Genomic DNA, 21,190 nt, shown 5'->3' on the forward strand with positions numbered 1-21,190 from the left:
CCGCCGGTGCGCTACAGAGGCTGGCGTTCGTAGGCGCGGTATTCCGGCTTCCAGAAATGCACGTCGATTGCCTCGCGCAACGCGGCCTCATCCATCGGTGCAGCCACGCCGTCCTTCTGCGCTGCCAGGCCTACCGCCAGGGCAATGCGTTTGCTGACCGCCTGCACGTCGCGCAACGGAGGCAGCATCTGCCCCGCTGCTGCGCTGTCGGCCAGCGCTTGTGCCGAAGCCATGAGCATGCCGTCGGTAACGCGCGTGGCCCGGCTGGCAATGGCGCCCAGACCCACACCGGGGAAGATGTAGGAGTTGTTGCACTGCGCGATGGGGAAAGTACGGCCCAACACTTCGATCGGCAGGAATGGACTGCCGGTGGCAACCAGCGCGTTGCCTTCGGTCCACTGCAGGATGTCCTTGGGGTGGGCTTCGATCTGCGAGGTGGGGTTGGACAACGGCATGACGATCGGCGCCGGGCAATGCTGGTACAGGGTTTTCACCACTTCCTCGGTGAACAGACCGGCTTTGCCGGAAACGCCGATGAGCACACTTGGCCTGGCGTTGGCCACGACTTCCAGAAGGGTCGGCCACTGCCCGGCGAACGACCAGGACGCCAACGTCTGGCTGTCGTGGGCCAGGCGTTGCTGGAAATCGTACAGGTCGGACTGGCGGTCGGTCAGCAGGCCCTTGCTGTTGAGCAGATAGACACGGCTGCGCGCCTCTTTGTCGCTCAACCCTTCCAGTTGCATGGCAGTGATGATCTGCTCGGCGATGCCGCACCCGGCGGAACCGGCGCCGACGAATGCCACGGTCTGCTCGGAAAGCTTCTGGCCCTTGACCTTGCACGCGGCCAGCAAGGTGCCCACAGTGACGGCGGCGGTGCCCTGGATATCGTCGTTGAAGCAGCACAGCTGGTCACGGAACCGCTCGAGCAGTGGCATGGCATTGCTCAGGGCGAAATCCTCGAACTGCAGGATCGCCTCCGGCCAGCGCCGCTGCACGCCCTCGACGAACGCCTGCACGAAAGCTTCGTAGCGTTCACCGCGCACACGCTCTTCGCGACGCCCGAAATACAGCGGGTCGGCAAGTCGCTCGGGGTTGTTGGTACCCACATCGAGCACCACCGGCAGGGTGTAGGCCGGGCTGATGCCACCGCAGGCGGTGTACAGCGACAACTTGCCGATGGGGATGCCCATGCCGCCCACGCCCTGGTCGCCCAGGCCGAGGATTCGCTCGCAGTCACTGACGACGATGACCTTGACGTTGTCCTTGGTCACGTTGTTGAGGATTTCGTCCATGCGCTCGACATCGTCGATGCTGATGAACAAGCCGCGATGGCTGCGGTAGATGCGCGAGAATTCCTGGCACGCCTTGCCGACCGTGGGGGTATAGATGATCGGCAGCATCTCGTCGATGTGGTCGTCGACCAGGCGGTAGAACAGGGTTTCGTTGGAGTCCTGGATCGAGCGCAGCAGCACGTGGCGCTCGAGGTCGGTCGAGCATGCCTGGAACTGGTGATAGGCCCGCGCGCATTGCTGGTCGATGGTCTCGATCTGCTGGGGCAGCAAGCCTTGCAAATGCAAGGTGTCGCGCTCTTGCGCGGTGAAAGCGGTGCCCTTGTTCAGCAACGGCGTGGCAAGCAGTGCCGGGCCGGTGAACGGGACCTTGATCGGGCGTTTGGCGGAGCTGGTCATGCTGTCTCTCCCTTGCTTTTTGTATTTTGCATTCAAAATAGACGCCTTTGCCAAAGGGTGCCATCGGTTTTAGCGCAATCGCCGCTGCGGCGCCAGCGCTGACCGAGGGGCCGTGCCGGATAAAGTGCGCGAGAACAGCCTGCAGGCAGCGCCGCGTAAAGCTCTTCGAACCTTTGCCGATTACGGGCCGTCGTAAATGCAGGCCTCATGCACCGAGGCATCCGCATCCGAGGATCCAGACCATGCAGATCATTCACCCCAAAGCGCGCTATCAACCCTACACCTCTTCTTCCGGAGGCTGGGGATCGGCGTTTTCGGTGATGAATATCCTTTGGCGCCAGCAAGCCCTGGGCAAGGGCCCTGCCGCGCTGTTGCGGCAAAACAAGCCCGACGGGTTCGCCTGCGTCAGCTGTGCCTGGGCAAAGCCAGGCAATCCTCACGCCCTGGAATTCTGCGAGAACGGCGCCAAAGCGACCGCCTGGGAGCTGACCGCGCTGCGCACCGGTCCCGAGCTGTTTGCCAGGCATAGCCTCAGCGAGCTGCGCACCTGGAGCGACTACGAACTCGAGCGCAACGGGCGCCTGACTCATCCGATGCGCTACGACGCGCCCAGTGATCGTTATGTGACCACCACGTGGGAGGAAGCCTACCAAGGCATCGGCGAGCAACTGCGCGGGCTGGAACCGGACAGTGTGGTGTTCTACGCCTCGGGACGTGCCTCGCTGGAAACTTCGTTCATGTACCAATTGCTGGCTCGCGCCTATGGCACCAACAACCTGCCGGACAGCTCGAACATGTGCCACGAAAGCACGTCGGTGGGCCTGCAGGAAAGCATCGGGGTGCCCGTGGGTACGGTGAACCTGAAGGATTTCGAGCTGACCGACTGCATCTTTTTCTTCGGTCAGAACGTGGGCAGCAACAGCCCGCGCATGCTTCATCCACTGCAGGAGGCGCGCAAGCGCCAGGTGCCGATCATCAGCTTCAACCCGCTGCGCGAGCGAGGTCTGGAACGTTTCGTCAATCCGCAATCGCCGGTGGAAATGCTGGGCCCGGACTCCACGGTGATCAGTACGCAATACCACCAGGTAGCTATCGGTGGTGACACGGCGGCGGTAATGGGCATCGCCAAGGCCCTGCTGGCGATGGACCGCGCGGCGCATGCCGACGGCCGGCCGGCGGTGATCGACCATGATTTCATCGCCAAGCACACCGAGGGGGTCGATGACTTCCTGGCGCAGGTGGACGAGCACGAATGGGCCGCGCTGGAACAGCGCAGCGGCCTGGATCGCGCGGCGCTGGAGGCCGCTGCCACCGTGTATGCCCGCAGCAACCGGGTGATGATCATCTATGGCATGGGGCTGACCCAGCATCGCCATGGCGTCCAGAACGTGCAGATGCTGGTCAACCTGCTGCTGTTGCGCGGCAACATCGGCAAGCCGGGCGCCGGCATCTGCCCCGTGCGCGGGCACTCCAACGTGCAGGGGCAACGCACGGTGGGCATCACCGAGGATCCGGCCAAGGTGCCGGTGGACAAGATCGAAGCATTGTTCGGCATTCAGGTGCCGAAGAAGATGGGCATGGCCACGGTGGATGCCTGCGAGGGCATCGTGGCCGGCAAGGTGAAGGGCTTCATCGGCCTGGGCGGCAATTTCCTGCGCGCAGTGCCGGACACCGATCGGATGGAGCCGGCATGGTCGGGCCTGGCCCTCAATGTGCAGATCGCCACCAAGCTTAATCGCACCCACCTGTTCCCCGGCCAGCATGGCTGGCTGCTGCCGTGCCTGGGGCGCATCGAGCGCGATGTGCAGGACGGCCGCCGCCAGGTGTACACCACCGAAGACAGCACCGGCTGCATCCGCGCCTGGGAAGGTCGCGCCGAGCCTGCCAGCGAGCACTTGCGCGCGGAGTTGGCGATCATCGCCGGCCTGGCCCAGGCGACGCTGAGCGGCAACGAGCAGATTCCGTGGGAGCTGTGGCGCCAGGATTATGCCCGCGTGCGGGAGGCCATCGCCCAGACCTATCCGGAGATCTTCCATGACATGGAGACGCGAATGTGGGAGCCCGGTGGTTTCCACCGGCCGCTGGGCGCTTGCGAGCGCCACTGGACCACACCCACGGGCAAGGCGCAGTTCGTCACCGCCAAGACGCTTGACGAGGACGACGACGTCTCGCAGAACGCCGGACAGCGCGATGTGCTGCAACTGATGACGCTGCGCAGCAACGATCAGTTCAACACCACGGTGTATGGCTACGAGGACCGTTTCCGCGGGGTCAAGGGCACGCGCAGCGTGATCTTCCTGAACCGCAACGACATCGTCCGGCTGGGTTTCAATCCGGGCGACTGGGTCACGATTCGTACCGCCATCGAGCCGCAGGTGCGCCGCGAGGTGGGGCCGATGCAGATCATCGCCTACGATATCCCGATCAATTGCGCGGGCGCCTACTACCCCGAATGCAATGCATTGGTGCCCTTGTGGCATTACGCGAGCAAGAGCAAGGTGCCCGCCGCCAAGTCGATCCCGGTCACCCTGCACAAGGCCCAGGCCCGCGCCGAAGACATGGCCCACGCCGTTCCACTGGCCGACCAGGTGATCTAGCACCCTGTAGGAGCGGTCATCGGCCGCGAAAGGCACACCGCGGCGTGCCTGACACACCGCGGCGCCGGATTCGCGGCCACGGACCGCTCCTACAGTTTGTCCGCACACTACCTGTGCCAGACGGGATCTCGGTACCCCTGTAGGAGCGGTCATCGGCCGCGAAAGGCACACCGCGGAGTGCCTGATGCACCGAGGCGCGATTCGCGGGCAGAGCCCGCTCCCACAGATAACCGCGGACCTGCAGGTGGGCTACGGGGATTTGGTCAGGTGCTGGTAATGGGCTTTGAGGGTGTCTATGAAATCCTCGGCCAACAGGGTGCGGTTCTGCGCATGGGGCCAGATCACGTAAGTCGGCAAGGGAATATCCGGGCGGAAGGGTCGAACCACGATCTGGCGGTGCAGGTAATCCCTGGCCACCAGCGGATGAGCCAGGGTTATGCCCATGCCGTGCGCAACCATTTCGCAATTGATCGCGCTGTATTGCGCTTCCAGGGCCATGATTCGCTCCACACCGGCCTGTTCGAACAGCCCGTCGACCAGCGCCCGCGTGCCGTCTCCGTGGCACAGCGACACGAACGGCTGCCCCTGCAGGTCCGCGAAGGTAATGCTCTGGCGCTCTGCCAGGGGATGCGCCGCCGGCAACACGCAGACTGCGGCCATCTCGGCCAGCAACTCGACCTGATGGTTCGCCACATCGCCCGGATGCACCACGATGCCAATGTCGCAGAACTGCGATTTCACCCACTGTTCAACGGTGGGCGACGAGTTCACGTGCAGCGATACGGTCAGCTCCGGACGGGTCGACGTGAAGGTCTTGAGCACCTCGGGAATGACGCTCATGCCCGTCGACGGCACGGCCGCGACACGCAGGCGCCCGGTGCCCAGGTTGCGAATGTTCTTCGCCGAATGCTTGAGGCTGTCGAGCCCGACGAATGCGCGCTCCACCTCTTGAAAGAACGCGCGACCCTCCTGCGTCGGGATCAGCCGTACCCCGGCGCGCTTGAACAAGGTCAGCCCGGTGCTTAGCTCGAGTTGGGCGATCAGCCGACTGACATTGGGTTGCGAGGTGTACAGGACGTCGGCCGCCGCGGTCATGGAGCCCATGCGCATCACACTGCGGAACGCTTCGATCTGCCTCAGGTTCACTGACGCCTCCATATCAAATATGCATGACTAGGCCCGATATCCGTATTTGACCATATACCGTCACGCTCGCAATACTCAAGTCCAGCAGCACATACACATAGCGCACACCAAGATGCGTTACCCGGCGCCGCCCATGGCCGGGAGCATGCACAGCGCATGCGTGGCCCCGGTTCGCCGGAGCGACCGACGCATTGTTCGATCTGCCCCCTGCACTTCGGAGATAGTCTGTGAATAGCCAACAACCGTCCTTTCGCCTCACTTCCCTGCGCGTCGCCCTCGCTTTCGCCGCTCTGAGCGGCGCCTGCGCCCACGCCGCCCCGACCCTCTACGTTGCCGGTGTCGGCGGCTCTACCGAGCAGATGTACAAGAGCAAGATCATTCCCGCCTTCGAGAAGCTGCACGACGTCAAAGTGGTCTACGTAGCCGGCAACTCCACTGAAACTCTGGCCAAGCTGCAGGCGCAGAAGGGCCGCCAGCAGATCAACGTCGCCATGATGGACGACGGGCCCATGTACCAGGCACTTCAGCAGGGCCTGTGCGGCGACCTCAGCGATGCGCCGGTGTACAAGGACCTTTACCCGCTGGCTCGCCTCAGCCCACAGGCCACTGGTATCGGCATGGTCGCTACCGGAATCGGCTACAACGAAGAAGCCTTCAAGAAGCGTGGCTGGGACGCCCCCGACTCCTGGGAAGACCTGGCCGACCCACGCTACAAGCAACTGCTCGGCATGCCCCCGGTGACCAACACCTACGGCCTGCACACACTGGTGGAGATGGCTCGCCTGCGCGGCGGCAGCGAAAAGAACATCGACCCCGGCTTCAAGGCGCTCAAGGACGAGATTGGTCCGAACGTGCTGGCCTGGGTGTCGGCGCCCGGTGAAATGGACGGCATGATGCAGAACGGCGATGTGGTCATGGCGGTCTACGGCAGCGGTCGCGCCGTGGCCTTGCAGGGCACCGGTTTCCCGCTCAAGTTCATCTACCCGAAGGAAGGTGGTGTGGCCTTGCAACTGGCCGCCTGCGGGGTGACACCCAATGCCCAGCCGGAACTGTCACAGACGTTCATCCAGTACGTGCTGTCGCCCGAAGTGCAAACCATCCAGGCCCACGAGAACGGTTTTGCGCCGGTCAACAAGACCGTCGAGCTGAGCCCCGAGATCGCCGCGCGCATGCCCTATGGCCCGGACAAAGTCAGTGCCCTGATCAAAGTCGACTGGGAGACCATCAACCAGCAGCGCAGTGAGTGGACCACACGCTGGAACCGTACCGTCGAGCGCTGATCCGCGCGCCCGTCCGAACTTTCCCGACCTTTTCCTGGAGCCGCAGGCGCATGCCTGCGTGGCAAAGCCATGGCATTTTTGACACTGGAAGGCCTCGTCAAGAACTACGGTACGTTCAAGGCCATCGACGGCCTGAGCCTGGAGGTACAGCACGGCGAGTTCGTCGCCCTGCTCGGCCCTTCCGGGTGCGGCAAGACCACCACCTTGCAGTCGATCGCCGGGTTCGTGCAACCCACCGAAGGCCGGATCGTGCTCGACGGTCGCGACATCACTCACGTACGCCCGGAAGATCGCGGCCTTGGCATCGTTTTTCAGAGCTACGCGCTGTTCCCGCACATGACGGTGGCGCAGAACATCAGCTTCGGCCTGGAGATGCGCGGCGTGGCCAAGGCCGAACGTGCCAAGCGCGTGGTCGAGGCGCTGGACCTGGTCCGTCTTGGCGGGCTTGGCGAGCGTTATCCCAAGGCGCTTTCCGGCGGGCAGCGCCAGCGGGTGGCGATTGCCCGCGCCCTGGCCATCCGCCCCAACCTGTTGCTGCTCGACGAACCCATGTCGAACCTGGATGCCAAGCTGCGCGAGGAAATGCACATCGAGCTGCGCGCCATCCAGCGCGAACTGGGTATCACGACCATCCTGGTCACCCACGATCAGGTCGAAGCGATGACCATGAGCGACCGCATCGCAGTCATGCAGCGCGGGCGCATCGTGCAGATCGATACACCATTCGAAGCCTACGAACGACCCCATTCGCCCTTCGCCTCGGCGTTTCTGGGCAAGACCAACGCCTTCGCCGGAGCCGTGCAGCTGCGCAACGAGCGCTGCTGCCACGTGCAGGTGCGCGACACCTTGCTGCATGTGCCCCACGAGGACCGCTCCCTGGGTCAGGACGTCAACGTGTACATCCGCCCCGAGAAAATCCGCCTGACCGAACCTGGCCTGGGCCGCATCAACGGTCGGATCGCCCTGCGGGTGTTCCTAGGCAACCTGTGGTTGCTTGCCGTGGACAGCCACTTTGGCCTGGTCCACCTGACCCAGCCGAATCTGGGGCATGTACCGCCCCCCGAGGGCAACGAAGTCGGCCTGGACTGGTCGGACGACGACCTGCGCCTGCTCGACCGGGAGGCTGCCCATGGCCAGGTATGACGCCGAACACGTAGGCGCGGCGCCTTGGCTGCTCAGCGGCCCGGCACTGCTGGTATTCATCGCCCTGCTGCTGGCACCGTTGCTGCTGACCGCGCTGTTGTCGCTCAACCTGTTCAGCGACACCGAAGGCGTGCTGCCGGTGTACAGCCTGGCTAACTATATCGAGGTGTTCAAAGACGACTATTTCCACGAGATCTTCTTGCGCACCGGCGCGATGGCCCTGGCAGTGACGGTGCTGTGCATACTGCTTGGCGTCCCGGAAACCATAATCATTGCGCGCATGGCGCCACGCTGGCGCTCGACCTTCCTGCTGGTGGTGCTTGGCCCGCTGTTGATTTCAGTGGTGGTGCGGACCCTCGGCTGGGCGATTTTGCTGGGCAACAACGGCTTGATCAACGATGCCCTGCAAGCCCTGGGCATCACCGACGAACCGGTTAAGATCCTGTTCACCCAAGTGGGCGTGATCATTGCCCTGACCCATGTGCTGGTGCCCTTCATGGTGATCGCGGTGTGGGCCACCCTGCAGCGACTGGACCTGCAGGTGGAGTGGGCCGGCCTGTCCCTGGGCGCGTCGCGGCTGACGGTGTTCCGGCGCATCATCGTGCCGCAGATCATGCCGGGCATTCTTTCCGGCTCGATCATCGTCTTCGCCCTCGCCGCCTCGGCCTTCGCCACCCCGGCAATCATCGGCGGACGCCGGCTTAAAGTGGTCGCCACTGCGGCCTACGACGAATTCCTCGGCACCCTCAACTGGCCCCTGGGCGCGGCGATCGCCATGCTCCTGCTAGTGGCCAATCTGATCATCATTCTGGGTTGCAGCAAGCTGGCCGAGCGCCGCTTCAAGCAAGTCTTCGAGTAGGCCGCCATGCACAAGAACGGTTTTTTCTCGCTGCTGTTCCATACCCTGTTCATCGGCTTCATCGTCGCGCCGCTGCTGGTGGTGATGGCGATGGCATTCACCGACAAGGGGTATCTTTCACTGCCCACCAATGGCTTGTCGCTGCGCTGGTTCAGGGCCCTGCTGGACAATCAGGAAATGCTCGACGCGTTAATGCTGTCGATCAAGCTGGGCCTGGCGTCGGCCACCATCGCCACGCTGCTGGCCATCCCGGCGGCCTTGGCCATCAGCCGCTACGATTTCCCCGGCCGCGGCACATTGACCGGTTTTCTGCTCTCGCCGCTGATGATTCCTTCCGTGGTGCTGGGGATCGCCTTCCTGCGTTTCTTCTCCATCGCGCAGATTGGCGGCTCGTTCTGGGCGCTGTGCCTGACTCACGTGATCGTCGTGCTGCCCTATGCATTGCGCCTGACCCTGGCCTCCACTATCGGCCTGGAGAAAGACATCGAGCAGGCCGCGCTGTCGCTGGGCGCCAAACGCTGGACGGCGTTCCACCGGGTCATCCTGCCGCGCATCCGCACCGGCGTGGTCGGCGGCTGGATGCTGGCTTTCATCCAGAGTTTCGATGAGCTGACCATGACCGTGTTCGTTGCCACGCCCGGCACCACGACCTTGCCAGTGGCCATGTACAACCAGATTTCCCAGACCATCGACCCGTTGATCACGGCGGTCTCTACGGTGCTGATCGTTGGCACGTTGATCTTGATGCTGGTGCTGGATCGCCTGGTAGGCCTGGACCGCGTGCTCATAGGAGAAGGCAAATGAAGCGCTCGACGGCAGCGATCAAGGCCGACGTGATCGTCGTCGGTGGCGGGCTGGTGGGTACGGCGGTGGCCTACGGCCTGGCGCGCAACGGCGCCGACACCGTGGTGCTCGACCAAGGCGACGATGCGTTCCGCGCTTCGCGTGGCAATTTCGGCCTGGTCTGGGTTCAGGGCAAAGGCTACAACCTGCCCGACTATGCGCGTTGGACACGTTCTTCGGCGCAACGCTGGGCCGACCTGCGCGATACGCTGCTGGCCGACAGTGGCGTGGATGTCAGCCTCAAGCAGCCGGGTGGCTTTCACATGTGCTTCAGCGACGAGGAACTGCTGGAGCGCGAGGCGCGCCTGCGCCAATTGCAGGCGGCGGTCGGTGACTACCCCTTCGAGATGCTCGATGCCGGCGAACTCAAGGCGCGCCTGCCGCTGATCGGCAAGGCCGTGATCGGCGCCAGTTATACCCCCCAGGACGGCCATGTGAACCCGCTGAAGCTGCTGCGCGCCCTGCATGCGTCCGCGCAACGCCATGGCGCGCGTTTCGCAGGCGGCCAGCACATCCAGCGCATCGAGGGCAGTGCCGGCGACTTCCGTATCTGGGCCGGGGAGCAGGCCTACTGTGCGCCGCGCGTGGTACTCGCAGCCGGCCTGGGCAACCCCGGACTGGCCGCGCAGGTCGGGCTGCATGCACCGGTCGCACCCAACCGCGGGCAGGTACTGGTCAGCGAGCGGGTCCAGCCGTTTCTCGACTATCCCACCATCAATGTCCGCCAGACCGACGAAGGCACGGTGCAACTGGGCGATTCGATGGAAGAAGTCGGCTTCGACGACAGTACCTCCACCGGTGTGCTCTCGGCGATCGCCCAGCGTGGCGTAGCGACCTTTCCGCTGCTGCGCGATGTGCGCCTGATCCGTGCCTGGGGTGCCTTGCGGGTAATGAGCCCGGACGGTTTCCCGATCTACCAGCAGTCATCGACCCACCCCGGGGCCTTCGTCATCACCTGCCACAGCGGTGTAACCCTGGCCGCCGCCCACGCCCTGCGCATTGCGCCCTGGGTGATGGGGGCGGCGCAGCCCGACGAATTGGCCGTGTTCAACGGCGAACGTTTTCTCAGCGACAAGGTGCTTGCCCATGCCCATTGAAGCCCCCCGCCGCGCCCCGCTGTTCCAGTCGGTGGCCGGCGAATCCCGCAGCAGCCGCAGTGTGACCTTCAGCTTCAACGGCGAGGCGTTGAGCGTACCGCCAGGCATCAGCGTGGCGGCGGCGTTGTTGATGTCCGGAATCGAGCGCTTCCGGGCCACGCCGGTGAGCGAATCGCCGCGCGCGCCCTACTGCATGATGGGCGTGTGTTTCGAATGCCTGGTCAGCATCGATGGCGTGCCCAATCGGCAGAGTTGCCTGATCGATGTGGTCGACGGCATGCAGGTGCGCTCCCAGGAAGGCGCTCGCGATTTGCAGTTCGAGGTTCCCTCGGTCAGCGTCCTGGAGGTGCAGCCATGAACCCCGAATCCGTCGACGTCGTCGTCGTGGGCGCCGGCCCGGCAGGCATGGCCGGTGCCACCGAGCTGGCCGGGCTGGGCCTCGCCGTGGTCTTGCTGGACGAGCAAGGCAGCCCTGGCGGGCAGATCTATCGCGGTATCACCCTGGCGCCGCTGAGCCGGCGCGACCTGCTGGGACCGGACTATGCCCACGGCAACGTGCTGGCCAGAGCCCTGGAGGACACTCCGGTGCGGCACATCAAGGAAGCTGCAGTGTGGCAGGTGGGTCGTGATCATCAGGTCAGCTATCTGCAGGGTGGGCGTATGCACACGTTGCAGGCCCGCGCGGTCCTGCTGGCCACCGGCGCCATGGAGCGGCCCTTCCCCATCCGTGGCTGGACCCTTCCGGGAGTGATGACTGCGGGCGCGGCGCAGATCCTGCTCAAGAGCGCTGGCGCAGTACCCACCGAGCCGGTGGTGCTGGCCGGTTGCGGACCTTTGCTGTACCTGCTGGGCTGGCAGTATTTGCGTGCCGGAGTGCCGATCAAGGCCTTGGTCGATACCACGCACCGCGACGACTACTGGCGCGCGCGGCGTCATCTGGTCTCGGCCCTGCGTGCCTGGCCTTACCTGCGCAAGGGCCTGGAGCTGATGCGCAGTCTGCGCCAGGCGCGCATCGCCCATTTCACCGGTGCCTCGCAGCTGGCGATCGAGGGTACCGATTCGGCCCAGGCGCTGAGCTTCACCGCCAACGGCAAGGCGCAGCGCATCGCCAGTCGTTGCGTGCTGCTGCACCAGGGGGTGGTACCCAATATTCAATTCAGCCAATCGCTGCGTGCGACCCACGCCTGGGATCCGCAGCAGCTGTGCTTCAGCCCGCTCAGGGACAGCTGGGGCGAACTGGACGTGCCAGGGGTGTTTGTCGCCGGTGACGGAGGCGGTATCGGCGGTGCACAGGCGGCGGCACTGCAGGGCCGGCTGGCCGCCCTGGGCATCGCCGCTCGGCTGGGCGCGCTGGGCGCTCCGCAGCGCGATCGGCGTGGCGTCGAGCTGCGCCGGGCGTTGAGCGACAATTTGCGCATCAGACCGTTTCTCGACGCGCTGTACCGGCCCCGCGACGAGCATCGGATCCCGGCTGACGACGTCATTGTCTGCCGCTGCGAGGAAGTCACCGCCGGCCAGTTGCGCCAGTTCGTCGCCATGGGCTGCGCCGGTCCGAACCAGGCGAAGTCATTCGGCCGTTGCGGCATGGGGCCCTGCCAGGGACGCCTGTGCGGCCTGACCGTCACCGAAGTGATCGCCGATGCGCGCCAGGTGCCCGCAGGCGACGTCGGTTACTACCGGATTCGTCCGCCGATCAAGCCCATCACACTCGGGGAGCTGGCCGGTGACTGAGCGCCTGCGCTCGGGCGCTGATGTATTGGTGATCGGCGGCGGCATCCACGGCCTCAGCACCGCCCTGCACCTGGCTCGCGCCGGCGTCCGGGTGACCGTGCTGGAGGCCGAGTATTGCGGTCGCCATGCTTCCGGGGTGAACGCCGGTGGCGTGCGCACCCTGGGCCGCCATGTGGCGGAAATCCCCTTGGCCCTCGCTTCGCGAACGCTTTGGCATGGCTTGCAGGACGTGCTCGGCGAGGACGGTGGCTTCGTCGCCAGCGGCCAGCTGAAACTGGCCGAGAACGACGCTGAACTGCAGGAATGCCAGCGCCGTGTGGAGCAGTTGCATGCCTTGGGCTTCACCCATGAAGTTTTGATCGATCGGCAGCAGGTGCTCGAATTGGTACCTACGGTGGCACCCCATGTGGTGGGTGGTATCTGGGTCGGCGGCGACGGCTATGCCGTGCCGTACCACACCGTTACCGCGTTTCGCCTGGCTGCGCAGCGGCTGGGAGTACGGGTCCTGGAGCAGACGCCGGCACTGCGCATCGAGCGCAGCGCCACTCATTGGCGGGTCGAGACGCGGTCGGGCGTGCTTCAAGCGGAGCACCTGGTGGTCACCGCAGGGGCCTGGGCGGCGCAACTGGCGGCACAGGTCGGCGAGCCGGTGCCGGTGCATCCGCAGGGCTTGATGCTGATGGTCACTCACCGGGTCGCCCCATTCTGTGCGCCGGTACTGGGCGCTACGGGGCGGGCGCTGTCATTCAAACAGTTCGCCAACGGTACCGTAGTGATCGGCGGCAAGCTGGTGGGCTCGGTGGAGTTCGCCGCGCGCCATGGCGAGGTTCAAATGGACCGCCTGAGCACCAGCGCGCGTACGGTAACCGACCTGTTTCCCCATTTGCGCAACCTGGGTGTGAATCGGGTCTGGGCCGGTGTCGAGGCGTTTACCGCCGATGACATTCCAGTGATCGGCGCCAGCTGCAAGACGGACAAGCTGAGCTATTCCTTCGGTTTCTGCGGCAGTGGTTTCCAGATGGGTCCCGGGACCGGTCAGCGCCTGGCCCAGCAGATTCTCGGCGAGCCCTCGCCGATCAGTCTCGACCCGTTTTCCATAGGGCGTTTCGCGCAATCGGCGACGACGCTCGAACAACCTGCAACATCCCTTATCCACTCGTGAGGAAATACACCATGCTGGACATCAAGCGCATCGAAACCAACCAACGCATGAGCCGTGTCGTGCAGTGCAACGGCTTCACGTTCCTCGGCGGGCAGACCGCCACCGACCGTAGCCTGGACATCAAGGGCCAGACTGCCCAGGTGCTGGCCAAGATCGACAGCTTCCTGGAGCAGGCTGGCCTGGACAAGACCCGTATCGTCACCGCCCAAGTGTGGCTGTCGGACATCCAGGCCAATTTCGCCGGAATGAACGAAGTGTGGGACGCCTGGGCACCCGAAGGCCACGCCCCGGCGCGCGCTACCGTGGAATCCCGCCTGGCCGCGCCCGATCTGCTGGTGGAAATCACCGTCGTCGCCGCTGGCTGACCCGCGTCGCCTGATTCGCGGGCAGAGCCCGCTCCCACAGGAGTAGCCCGATCCCCTGTGGGAGCGAGCTCTGCCCGCGAAGGCCGCGCTGCGGTTCCAGCCGTGAAATGCACCACCCTCGTGCCCCGATCGCCTACGCAAAAATCCATCTTCCCCCGTTGACGGCCACTTCGATTTGGTGTTTCCTGAAACCGGTTTCAACCACTGATCGCCTGCCCATAACATCCATAAAAGGACTCAGGCCGTGACCCGTCTTTCCGTTCCTGTGCGCCCTCGCGTGACCATGCTCGACGTAGCCGAGCGCGCAGGTGTATCCAAGGCCAGTGTCTCGCGCTTCATCGGTGAAGATCGCGGTCTGCTGTCCGACGTCATCGCCACACGCATCGCCCGCGCCATCGACGACCTCGGCTATCGCCCCAATCAGATGGCCCGCGGCCTCAAGCGCGGTCGTACGCGCCTGATCGGCATGCTCATGGCCGATATCCGCAACCCCTACTCGGTGGCCGTCATGCATGGCGTGGAAACCGCCTGCCGCCGCCATGGCTACAGCCTGGTGGTATGCAACACCGACCGCGACCCGGAACAGGAACGCCAGCAGTTGCAGGCCATGCGTGCCTACAACGTCGAAGGCGTGATCGTGAACACCCTCGGCCACCACCTGGATGAGCTGCGCGAACTGCAACGGGAACTGCCCATGGTGCTGGTCGACCGCAAGGTGGCCGACCTGCCCAGCGACCTTGTCGGGCTGGACAACCGGAGGGCCGTCGACATGGCCCTCGACCACCTCCACGAGCGCGGCTATCGCCATCTGGCGCTGGTCAGTGAGGCGGTCGATGGCACTAGCTCCCGTACCGAACGCATCGAGGCCTTCGCGCAACGCACCGGCGGACCGGTGTTCTACACCGGTGCCGGCCTCGGCGAGCAACTGCGCACGTTCCTTGCCGGCGCCGACGTCGGGCCCAAGGCCTTGTTCTGCGCCAATGGCGTGGCGGCACTGGCCTGCACTCTGGCCCTGCGGGAGTTTGGCAATCAGGCATGCGAAGACGTGGGGCTGATCGCGCTCGATGATCTCGACTGGTACCCACTGGTAGGCAACGGTATTACCGCCCTCGCCCAACCCACCCATGCCATCGGCGTGCAAGCCTTGGAATGCCTGTTGCGGCGGCTGCAGGGTGCGCAAGGTCCAGCCCAGACGTTCCACTTCACCCCTGACCTGATCGTTCGAGGTTCCACCCCGCTCCGCTGAAAAAGCGCTGCGGCGTGCGCTGTACCCATGCTTAAAACTGAAACCGGTTTCAGAGGACAATAACAATGCATCCCTATCCCGTCTCCATCAGCCTTTCCAGCTTCGGCGCGGACCATGTTCGTACACAGGGTCAGGCCAGCCTGGCACCGCTGGTTGCCCAGACCGGCGCCAGCCATATCGAACTGCGCGAGGAGCTGTTCGATGACTTCGATGCGCCCTCCCTGCGCAGTGCGATCGCCGCGCAAGAACTTACCTGCGTCTATTCCTCGCCGCTCGAACTGTGGCAGCCCGGCCAGGCCGCGCCCAATCCGCAGCTGCAACTGGCGCTCGCTCGCGCGTCTGCGTGCAGCGCGATCTGGCTCAAGGTCTCGCTGGGTTTTCACTCCACTGCCAGCGACTTGCACCTGCTGCATGACCAGTTGCGCGATCAACCCGTGCGCCTGCTGATCGAGAACGACCAGACTGCCCACGGTGGGCGGATCGAGCCGCTGGTCGACTTCTTCACTGCGATAGCCAGGCAAGGCGTGCCGGTGGGCATGACCTTCGACATCGGCAACTGGCAATGGCAGCAACAGTCGGTTTCGAGCGCTGCGCAGCAGTTGGGCCGTTTCGTCGAATACATTCACTGCAAGGCCGTACAACGCACCACGACCGGCAAGCTGGTCGCCACGCCGCCCGAGTTGACCGACCTGCATCAGTGGGCGCGCCTGCTCGGGCACATGGCACCAGGCCTGGTGCGGGCCATCGAGTACCCGTTGCAGGGCAGCGACCTGCTGGCTGTCGCCAAGGCACAGGTGGCCACCCTCGCCCGCCTTGGCCAGGCCGCGCAGGAGGTGGCCCATGGCTGAGTTCGATGTGCTGAGTTTCGGCGAAACCATGGCCATGTTCGTCGCCGAGCAGACCGGCGAACTGGCCGAAGTCGAGCGCTTCCGCAAACGCATTGCCGGTGCCGACAACAACGTCGCCATCGGCCTGTCGCGGCTGGGCTTCAACGTCGCCTGGCTGAGCCGAGTGGGCAACGACTCGCTTGGTCGCTTCATCGTCGCCGCGTTGCAACGCGAAGGGCTGGATTGCAGCCATGTCGGCGTGGATTCACAGCACCCCACCGGGTTCCAGTTCAAGTCGCTGCAGGACGATGGCCGCGACCCCACGGTCGAATACTTTCGCCGCGGATCGGCGGCCAGCCATATGGGCATTGGCGATGTGCCTGAACGCCTGCTCGATGCCCGTCACCTGCATGCCACCGGCATCGCCCCGGCGCTGTCGCCGAGCATGAATGCGTTGACCCGTGGCTTGATGGCCGCCATGCGTTCGGCAGGCCGAAGCGTCTCGTTCGACCCCAACCTGCGCCCGTCGCTGTGGCCCAGCCAGGCGCACATGATCGAGCAGATTAACAGCTTCGCCGCGCTGGCCGACTGGGTATTGCCGGGCCTGGCCGAAGGGCAGCTGCTGACCGGACACGAACGCTGCGAAGACATTGCCCGTTTCTATCTCGACCAGGGTGTGCAGGCGGTGGTGATCAAGTTGGGCGCGGACGGCGCGTTCTATTGCAGCGCCGAGCAACAAGGCTACGTAGCCAGCCGCCCCGTGGCCAAGGTGGTGGATACGGTCGGCGCGGGTGACGGCTTCGCCGTCGGCGTCATCAGTGCCCTGCTCGAAGGCCGCGACCTGGCCCAGGCCGCCGCCCGCGGCAACTGGATCGGCAGCCTGGCGGTACAGAACCCGGGCGACATGGAAGGCCTGCCGACGCGCGCCGCGCTGATCGAGGACGAAAGCCACTGACGCACGCAAAAAAGACCCACGCAAAAAGCTGCGCCCTGTACCCATGAATCAAAACGCCCTACCTGTTGCGACAATTACAAAATGCTCAGGAGTCAGACCATGCACAGCCACACCGTGAAACTCGCCAGCCGTCGCTGGTGGTACATCATGCCGATCGTCTTCATCACCTACAGCCTTGCCTACCTGGACCGGGCCAACTACGGTTTCGCCGCAGCCTCGGGCATGGCCGCCGACCTGAACATAACGCCGGGGCTGTCCTCGCTGCTCGGCGCCCTGTTCTTCCTGGGTTACTTCTTCTTCCAGGTCCCCGGCGCGATCTATGCGCAGAAGCACAGTGTCAAGCAGTTGATCTTCGTCAGCCTGATCCTCTGGGGCAGCCTGGCGACCTTGACCGGTGTCGTCTCCAGCGCCTACTGGCTGATCGTGATCCGCTTCATGCTCGGCGTCGTCGAAGCCGTGGTCATGCCCGCGATGCTGGTGTACCTGTGCCATTGGTTCACCCGCGCGGAACGCTCGCGGGCCAACACTTTCCTGATACTGGGCAACCCGGTGACGATGCTGTGGATGTCGGTGGTGTCCGGCTACCTGATCCAGCATTACAGCTGGCGCTGGATGTTCATCATCGAAGGGTTGCCCGCCGTCATCTGGGCATTCATCTGGTGGCGCCTGGCCGATGATCGACCCGCCCAGGCGAAGTGGCTCAGCCAGCAGGAAAAAGACGACCTGCAACAGGCCCTGGCCGCCGAACAGGTGGGCATGAAGCCGGTGAAGAACTACGCCGAAGCCTTCCGTTCGGGCAAGGTCATCACCCTGTCGTTGCAGTTCTTCCTGTGGAGCGTGGGCGTGTACGGCTTCGTGCTGTGGCTGCCGTCGATTCTCAAGCAGGGCGCGCAGATGGACATGATCGAGGCTGGCTGGCTGTCTTCCCTGCCCTACCTGGCGGCGGTGATCGGCATGCTGGTGGTGAGCTGGTTTTCCGACCGTATGCAACGGCGCAAGCGCTTCGTCTGGCCACCGCTGCTGCTGGCGGCACTGGCGTTCTACGGTTCGTACGCGCTGGGCAGCGAGCACTTCTGGTGGTCCTATGCACTGCTGGTGATCGCCGGAGCGTGCATGTACGCGCCCTATGGTCCGTTCTTTGCCATCGTGCCGGAGATCCTTCCCGCCAACGTGGCCGGAGGTGCCATGGCGCTGATCAACAGCATGGGCGCCCTGGGCTCATTTGCCGGGTCCTACCTGGTTGGCTATCTCAACGCCAGCACCGGCAACCCGGGCGCTTCCTACCTGTTGATGAGCGGGGCGCTGCTGCTCTCGGCGCTGCTGACCATCATGCTCAAGCCCGGAGGCTGCGATGCGGTGGTCGGCAAAGCGGACGCCACGGGGCTTGCGTCCTGCAAAAACTGACGCAGATCATGAAACTTCATGAAATCGCCCGGTATTCGTGGCAAAGCGCACAGCTGTCATCCAGGTGGTGCTACTTTTAATACTCCACAGGCTATCCATTCCGATGGCCTGCCCTGCCACGTGCGGCTGCAACAGGTGGGCGCGATGAACAAGATGACATTTCCGAACGCTTGCCAGGTCATGCGCTGGCACTTTCACCCCATGGGCTTCGAGGGCAATATGGATGCGCCCAGCAGCATGGTGGCCAGGCTGTTCGACCGCAGCAGCGGCGAAACCCTGTTGGCCATCGCCGGGCTGCCTTGTGCAACGGTCATGAATGCCGCGGACGTCGAGCGCATCATCGAGGCAGTGGAAGCCGAGCTCGAGGCGTTCATTCCGCCGCTGGCGCTCAAGGCAGGCTGAGCGCGCCAGCCCTCCATCAGCTCGATCCGAAATGACTGTGCAGCGTACCCACAACGATCCGAGCGGCGTCGGCTGCGGCATTGTCGTTGAGCAATGCCTGCCAGCCGCGGCGACCGGGCAGGTGCCGAGCCCTCTGCAGTAGAGCCGGCCACTGATCTGCAGCCGGCACACCGAGCACACCCAGTGCCACGCCCAACCTTTCAAGCTGCAACGCCTGCAGGCGTTGCTCATCGAACGGGCGCTGCTCGGCGATGGCGATCAAACGCCCGCCCATATGCGCGACCTCGGCGACCACATTGTCCCCGGCACTGCCTACCACGATCTCGGCACGCAGCAGTTCCGGCAAGGGGTCGACCAGGTGCCCCAGCAGCGTCAGGTTTCCCGGCAGCGGCAGGTCACTGGCGGGCAGCGGTCCGGCTACACGAAATTGATCTTCGGGGCAGCGTCTGGCAATGGCGATCAGTGAATCGACGGTGAAGGCCGTGCCACCCTGCCCGGTGATCACCAGCACCGCGCCATGCTCAGGCGCCACGTGAGCGCTGCTTTGCTGGCTGTAGCGGGACACCCAACCGCAGTGGTCGGTCTTGGCCAGCACCCAGTCGGGCATCTGGCTGCACTCCATCGAGGCCGGGTATGGCGCAAGCAAGCGTGAGGCCGATGCATAGGCCTGCAGATGGGCCGGGTCGGTACGTTCGCCGTGCTGGCGCATGTACACGCACGGTACGCCGAACAGGCGCGCCAGCATCGCCACTTCCACGGATACATCGACCACCAGCAGACACGGCCAGGCGCTACGCATCCAGTCGGCCAGAAGCCCCATGCGTTCGCGCAGCCCGTCCACGGCCAAGGGCGCGTAATGCAGCGCGGGAAAGCTCTCCACATGCATGCCGGGCGCAGTGTCGCCGGGCAACTGCAGGGCCTTGATCGTCGAGGAGTAGTCGGCGTCGGGCAACCGCGAGCCGATCAACGTGACGTCGCAGTCCATGTGCCGGGCGATGGCCAGGGCGCGCATGCCATGGCCGGAGCCGTGGTGATGCACGTAGTAGCCGACCTGTGCGCGCTCAGGCACCGGCGTCGGCCACTTGCCGCAACAGCGCGTCGTAGCGGTCGAGCATGACCTCGTGGCTCCATTGGCTCTCGGCGTGCAGGCGGCAGGCCAGGCGTGACTTGCGCCGGGCCAGGCGCAAAGCGTGTGCCAGGCCTTCAACGTCGCCGCCTGCGGCCAGCGCACCGGTTGCGTCGGTCAGCAGATCGCCCACCGCGCCGCGGGCGAAGGCCGCTACCGGTGTGCCGCAGGCCAGGGCTTCTGCCACGACCAGGCCGAAGGGCTCTTCCCAGCACGGGGTGACCAAGGCGGCGGACGCGCTGGCCAGCTCGATGGCCAGTTCGTCACGGCCCAAGTGGCCAAGGTACTGGCACTGGTCATTCAAGCGCGGCTGGATCTGCTCCTTGAAGTAACGCGGGTCGACCGCCTGACCGGCCAGGCGCAGCGGTACGCCGGCCAGTTTCGCGGCGTCCATGGCCAGGTGCGCGCCCTTGTCCGGCACCAGCCGCCCGAACCAGATGGCATGCTCGAGCGGTGCCGCGCGCGGCGACCACAGCTGCAGGTCGATGCCGTTGGGGATGACACGGCACTCGGGAACGACCTCTTTCCACTGCCGTGCGTTGGCCTCGGAGATGGTCGCGAAGTGCCCGGCGCGGCGCTCGCCGCTGTAGGCGTTGATCAATTCGAAGAAAGGTGGGGTGTGCAGCACCGTCAGCATCGGCGTGCGAATCATCGAGGCCATGGTCGCAGGCACATAGTGCAGGCTGTTGTTGAAGATGACGTCGAAGCGGCGGTCGTCGATGTTCTGCATCGCTTTGAGGTAGGCGTGATGCTCCTCGATGTACTCGGAGCTCAGGCAGGCCCGTCGACCGTCCTTGTAGGTGGTGTCATCCCACACCGGGACAATGTTGAGCGCCGGATCGCTGGACGAGCTGGCGAACAGCGTGACGTCATGGCCGCGTTGCATCAGCCCGGATGTCACATCGTGGGTGAACGCTTCCAGGCCGCCGGCGAACGGTTGGCGAATGGGGTGTTTGATGTGCGTCAGCACACCGATGCGCAACGGGCGGGCGGAAGATGAAGACATCGGGGATGTTCCTGGCACGGATTGCAGCTTTGAGGCTGGCGCGCAGGAATGGTTGCATAAAGTAGCAGCGCGATACCGCAGCGCCCGGTTCGCGGCATCAGGCCGCTCCTACAGGTGACCTCGTATCCGTAGGAGCGGTCAGCGGCCGCGAAAAGCACACCGCGGATTGACTGACACGCCGCAGCGCCCGGTTCGCGGCCTCAGGCCGCTCCTACAGGTGACCTCGTATCCGTAGGAGCGGTCAGCGGCCGCGAAAAGCACACCGCGGATTGACCGACACACCGCAGCGCCCGGTTCGCGGCCATGGACCGCT

At 64.7% G+C, this 21,190-nt stretch carries 19 protein-coding genes; 15 read left to right on the plus strand and 4 right to left on the minus strand.

Annotated elements, in window-relative coordinates; all coding sequences use genetic code 11:
- Positions 1-11: 11 nt before the first annotated feature.
- Positions 12-1,688 (minus strand): NAD-dependent malic enzyme, encoded by a 1,677-nt coding sequence (locus tag H7993_RS03015; protein WP_185793392.1) that lies wholly within the window; start codon positions 1,686-1,688, stop codon positions 12-14.
- A 242-nt stretch (positions 1,689-1,930) separates the two neighbouring features.
- Here H7993_RS03015 and H7993_RS03020 point away from each other — a divergent pair, with 242 nt between their 5' ends.
- A complete protein-coding gene (locus tag H7993_RS03020; RefSeq protein ID WP_185793393.1) occupies positions 1,931-4,285 on the plus strand; it encodes an FdhF/YdeP family oxidoreductase in 2,355 nt (784 codons plus the stop codon).
- Positions 4,286-4,534: 249 nt separating this feature from the next.
- On the opposite strand, the gene H7993_RS03025 is transcribed toward H7993_RS03020, so the two are convergent.
- A complete protein-coding gene (locus H7993_RS03025) occupies positions 4,535-5,431 on the minus strand; it encodes a LysR substrate-binding domain-containing protein (RefSeq protein ID WP_185793394.1) in 897 nt (298 codons plus the stop codon).
- A gap of 227 nt (positions 5,432-5,658) precedes the next feature.
- Here H7993_RS03025 and H7993_RS03030 point away from each other — a divergent pair, with 227 nt between their 5' ends.
- The 14 genes from H7993_RS03030 to H7993_RS03095 all read left to right on the plus strand — a co-directional run bounded on the left by H7993_RS03030 (position 5,659) and on the right by H7993_RS03095 (position 18,745).
- Positions 5,659-6,711: an ABC transporter substrate-binding protein gene (locus tag H7993_RS03030; protein ID WP_122478209.1), complete on the plus strand. Its 1,053-nt coding sequence runs from the start codon at positions 5,659-5,661 to the stop codon at positions 6,709-6,711.
- A 69-nt stretch (positions 6,712-6,780) separates the two neighbouring features.
- On the plus strand, positions 6,781-7,854 hold the full coding sequence (locus tag H7993_RS03035) for an ABC transporter ATP-binding protein (protein ID WP_185793395.1): 1,074 nt from the start codon (positions 6,781-6,783) through the stop codon (positions 7,852-7,854).
- Positions 7,841-8,713, plus strand: coding sequence for an ABC transporter permease (locus H7993_RS03040; RefSeq protein WP_185793396.1), 873 nt, complete (start codon positions 7,841-7,843; stop codon positions 8,711-8,713). The genes H7993_RS03035 and H7993_RS03040 overlap by 14 nt, the downstream gene beginning before the upstream one ends.
- 6 nt (positions 8,714-8,719) lie before the next feature.
- Positions 8,720-9,517, plus strand: coding sequence for an ABC transporter permease (locus H7993_RS03045; protein WP_185793397.1), 798 nt, complete (start codon positions 8,720-8,722; stop codon positions 9,515-9,517).
- Entirely contained in the window at positions 9,514-10,653 is a 1,140-nt protein-coding gene (locus H7993_RS03050; RefSeq protein ID WP_185793398.1) for an NAD(P)/FAD-dependent oxidoreductase, read from the plus strand. The genes H7993_RS03045 and H7993_RS03050 overlap by 4 nt, the downstream gene beginning before the upstream one ends.
- A complete protein-coding gene (locus tag H7993_RS03055) occupies positions 10,643-11,011 on the plus strand; it encodes a (2Fe-2S)-binding protein (protein ID WP_185793399.1) in 369 nt (122 codons plus the stop codon). The genes H7993_RS03050 and H7993_RS03055 overlap by 11 nt, the downstream gene beginning before the upstream one ends.
- Complete coding sequence (locus tag H7993_RS03060) at positions 11,008-12,384, plus strand: FAD/NAD(P)-dependent oxidoreductase (protein ID WP_185793400.1); 1,377 nt, start codon at positions 11,008-11,010, stop codon at positions 12,382-12,384. The genes H7993_RS03055 and H7993_RS03060 overlap by 4 nt, the downstream gene beginning before the upstream one ends.
- Complete coding sequence (locus tag H7993_RS03065) at positions 12,377-13,546, plus strand: NAD(P)/FAD-dependent oxidoreductase (protein ID WP_342345029.1); 1,170 nt, start codon at positions 12,377-12,379, stop codon at positions 13,544-13,546. Before H7993_RS03060 ends, H7993_RS03065 begins: the two co-directional genes overlap by 8 nt.
- A gap of 11 nt (positions 13,547-13,557) precedes the next feature.
- On the plus strand, positions 13,558-13,911 hold the full coding sequence (locus H7993_RS03070) for a RidA family protein (protein ID WP_049859546.1): 354 nt from the start codon (positions 13,558-13,560) through the stop codon (positions 13,909-13,911).
- Positions 13,912-14,194: 283 nt separating this feature from the next.
- Positions 14,195-15,157 (plus strand): LacI family DNA-binding transcriptional regulator, encoded by a 963-nt coding sequence (locus H7993_RS03075; RefSeq protein WP_185794158.1) that lies wholly within the window; start codon positions 14,195-14,197, stop codon positions 15,155-15,157.
- Positions 15,158-15,222: 65 nt separating this feature from the next.
- On the plus strand, positions 15,223-16,005 hold the full coding sequence (locus tag H7993_RS03080; protein WP_185793402.1) for a sugar phosphate isomerase/epimerase family protein: 783 nt from the start codon (positions 15,223-15,225) through the stop codon (positions 16,003-16,005).
- Positions 15,998-16,939, plus strand: coding sequence for a sugar kinase (locus H7993_RS03085; protein WP_185793403.1), 942 nt, complete (start codon positions 15,998-16,000; stop codon positions 16,937-16,939). Before H7993_RS03080 ends, H7993_RS03085 begins: the two co-directional genes overlap by 8 nt.
- A gap of 99 nt (positions 16,940-17,038) precedes the next feature.
- The gene (locus H7993_RS03090) at positions 17,039-18,343 is read left to right on the plus strand and encodes an MFS transporter (protein WP_122478224.1); all 1,305 of its coding nucleotides are present in this window, start codon (positions 17,039-17,041) and stop codon (positions 18,341-18,343) included.
- Between the two features lie 126 nt (positions 18,344-18,469).
- Positions 18,470-18,745, plus strand: coding sequence for a DUF1652 domain-containing protein (locus H7993_RS03095; protein WP_122478290.1), 276 nt, complete (start codon positions 18,470-18,472; stop codon positions 18,743-18,745).
- Between the two features lie 16 nt (positions 18,746-18,761).
- Here H7993_RS03095 and H7993_RS03100 read toward each other — a convergent pair whose 3' ends face one another.
- On the minus strand, positions 18,762-19,814 hold the full coding sequence (locus H7993_RS03100; RefSeq protein ID WP_185793404.1) for a hypothetical protein: 1,053 nt from the start codon (positions 19,812-19,814) through the stop codon (positions 18,762-18,764).
- Complete coding sequence (locus tag H7993_RS03105) at positions 19,807-20,877, minus strand: glycosyltransferase family 4 protein (protein ID WP_244646828.1); 1,071 nt, start codon at positions 20,875-20,877, stop codon at positions 19,807-19,809. The genes H7993_RS03100 and H7993_RS03105 overlap by 8 nt, the downstream gene beginning before the upstream one ends.
- Between the last annotated feature and the right edge of the window lie 313 nt (positions 20,878-21,190).

This window comes from Pseudomonas baltica (genome assembly GCF_014235765.1).
GTDB classification, from domain to species: Bacteria; Pseudomonadota; Gammaproteobacteria; order Pseudomonadales; family Pseudomonadaceae; genus Aquipseudomonas; species Aquipseudomonas baltica.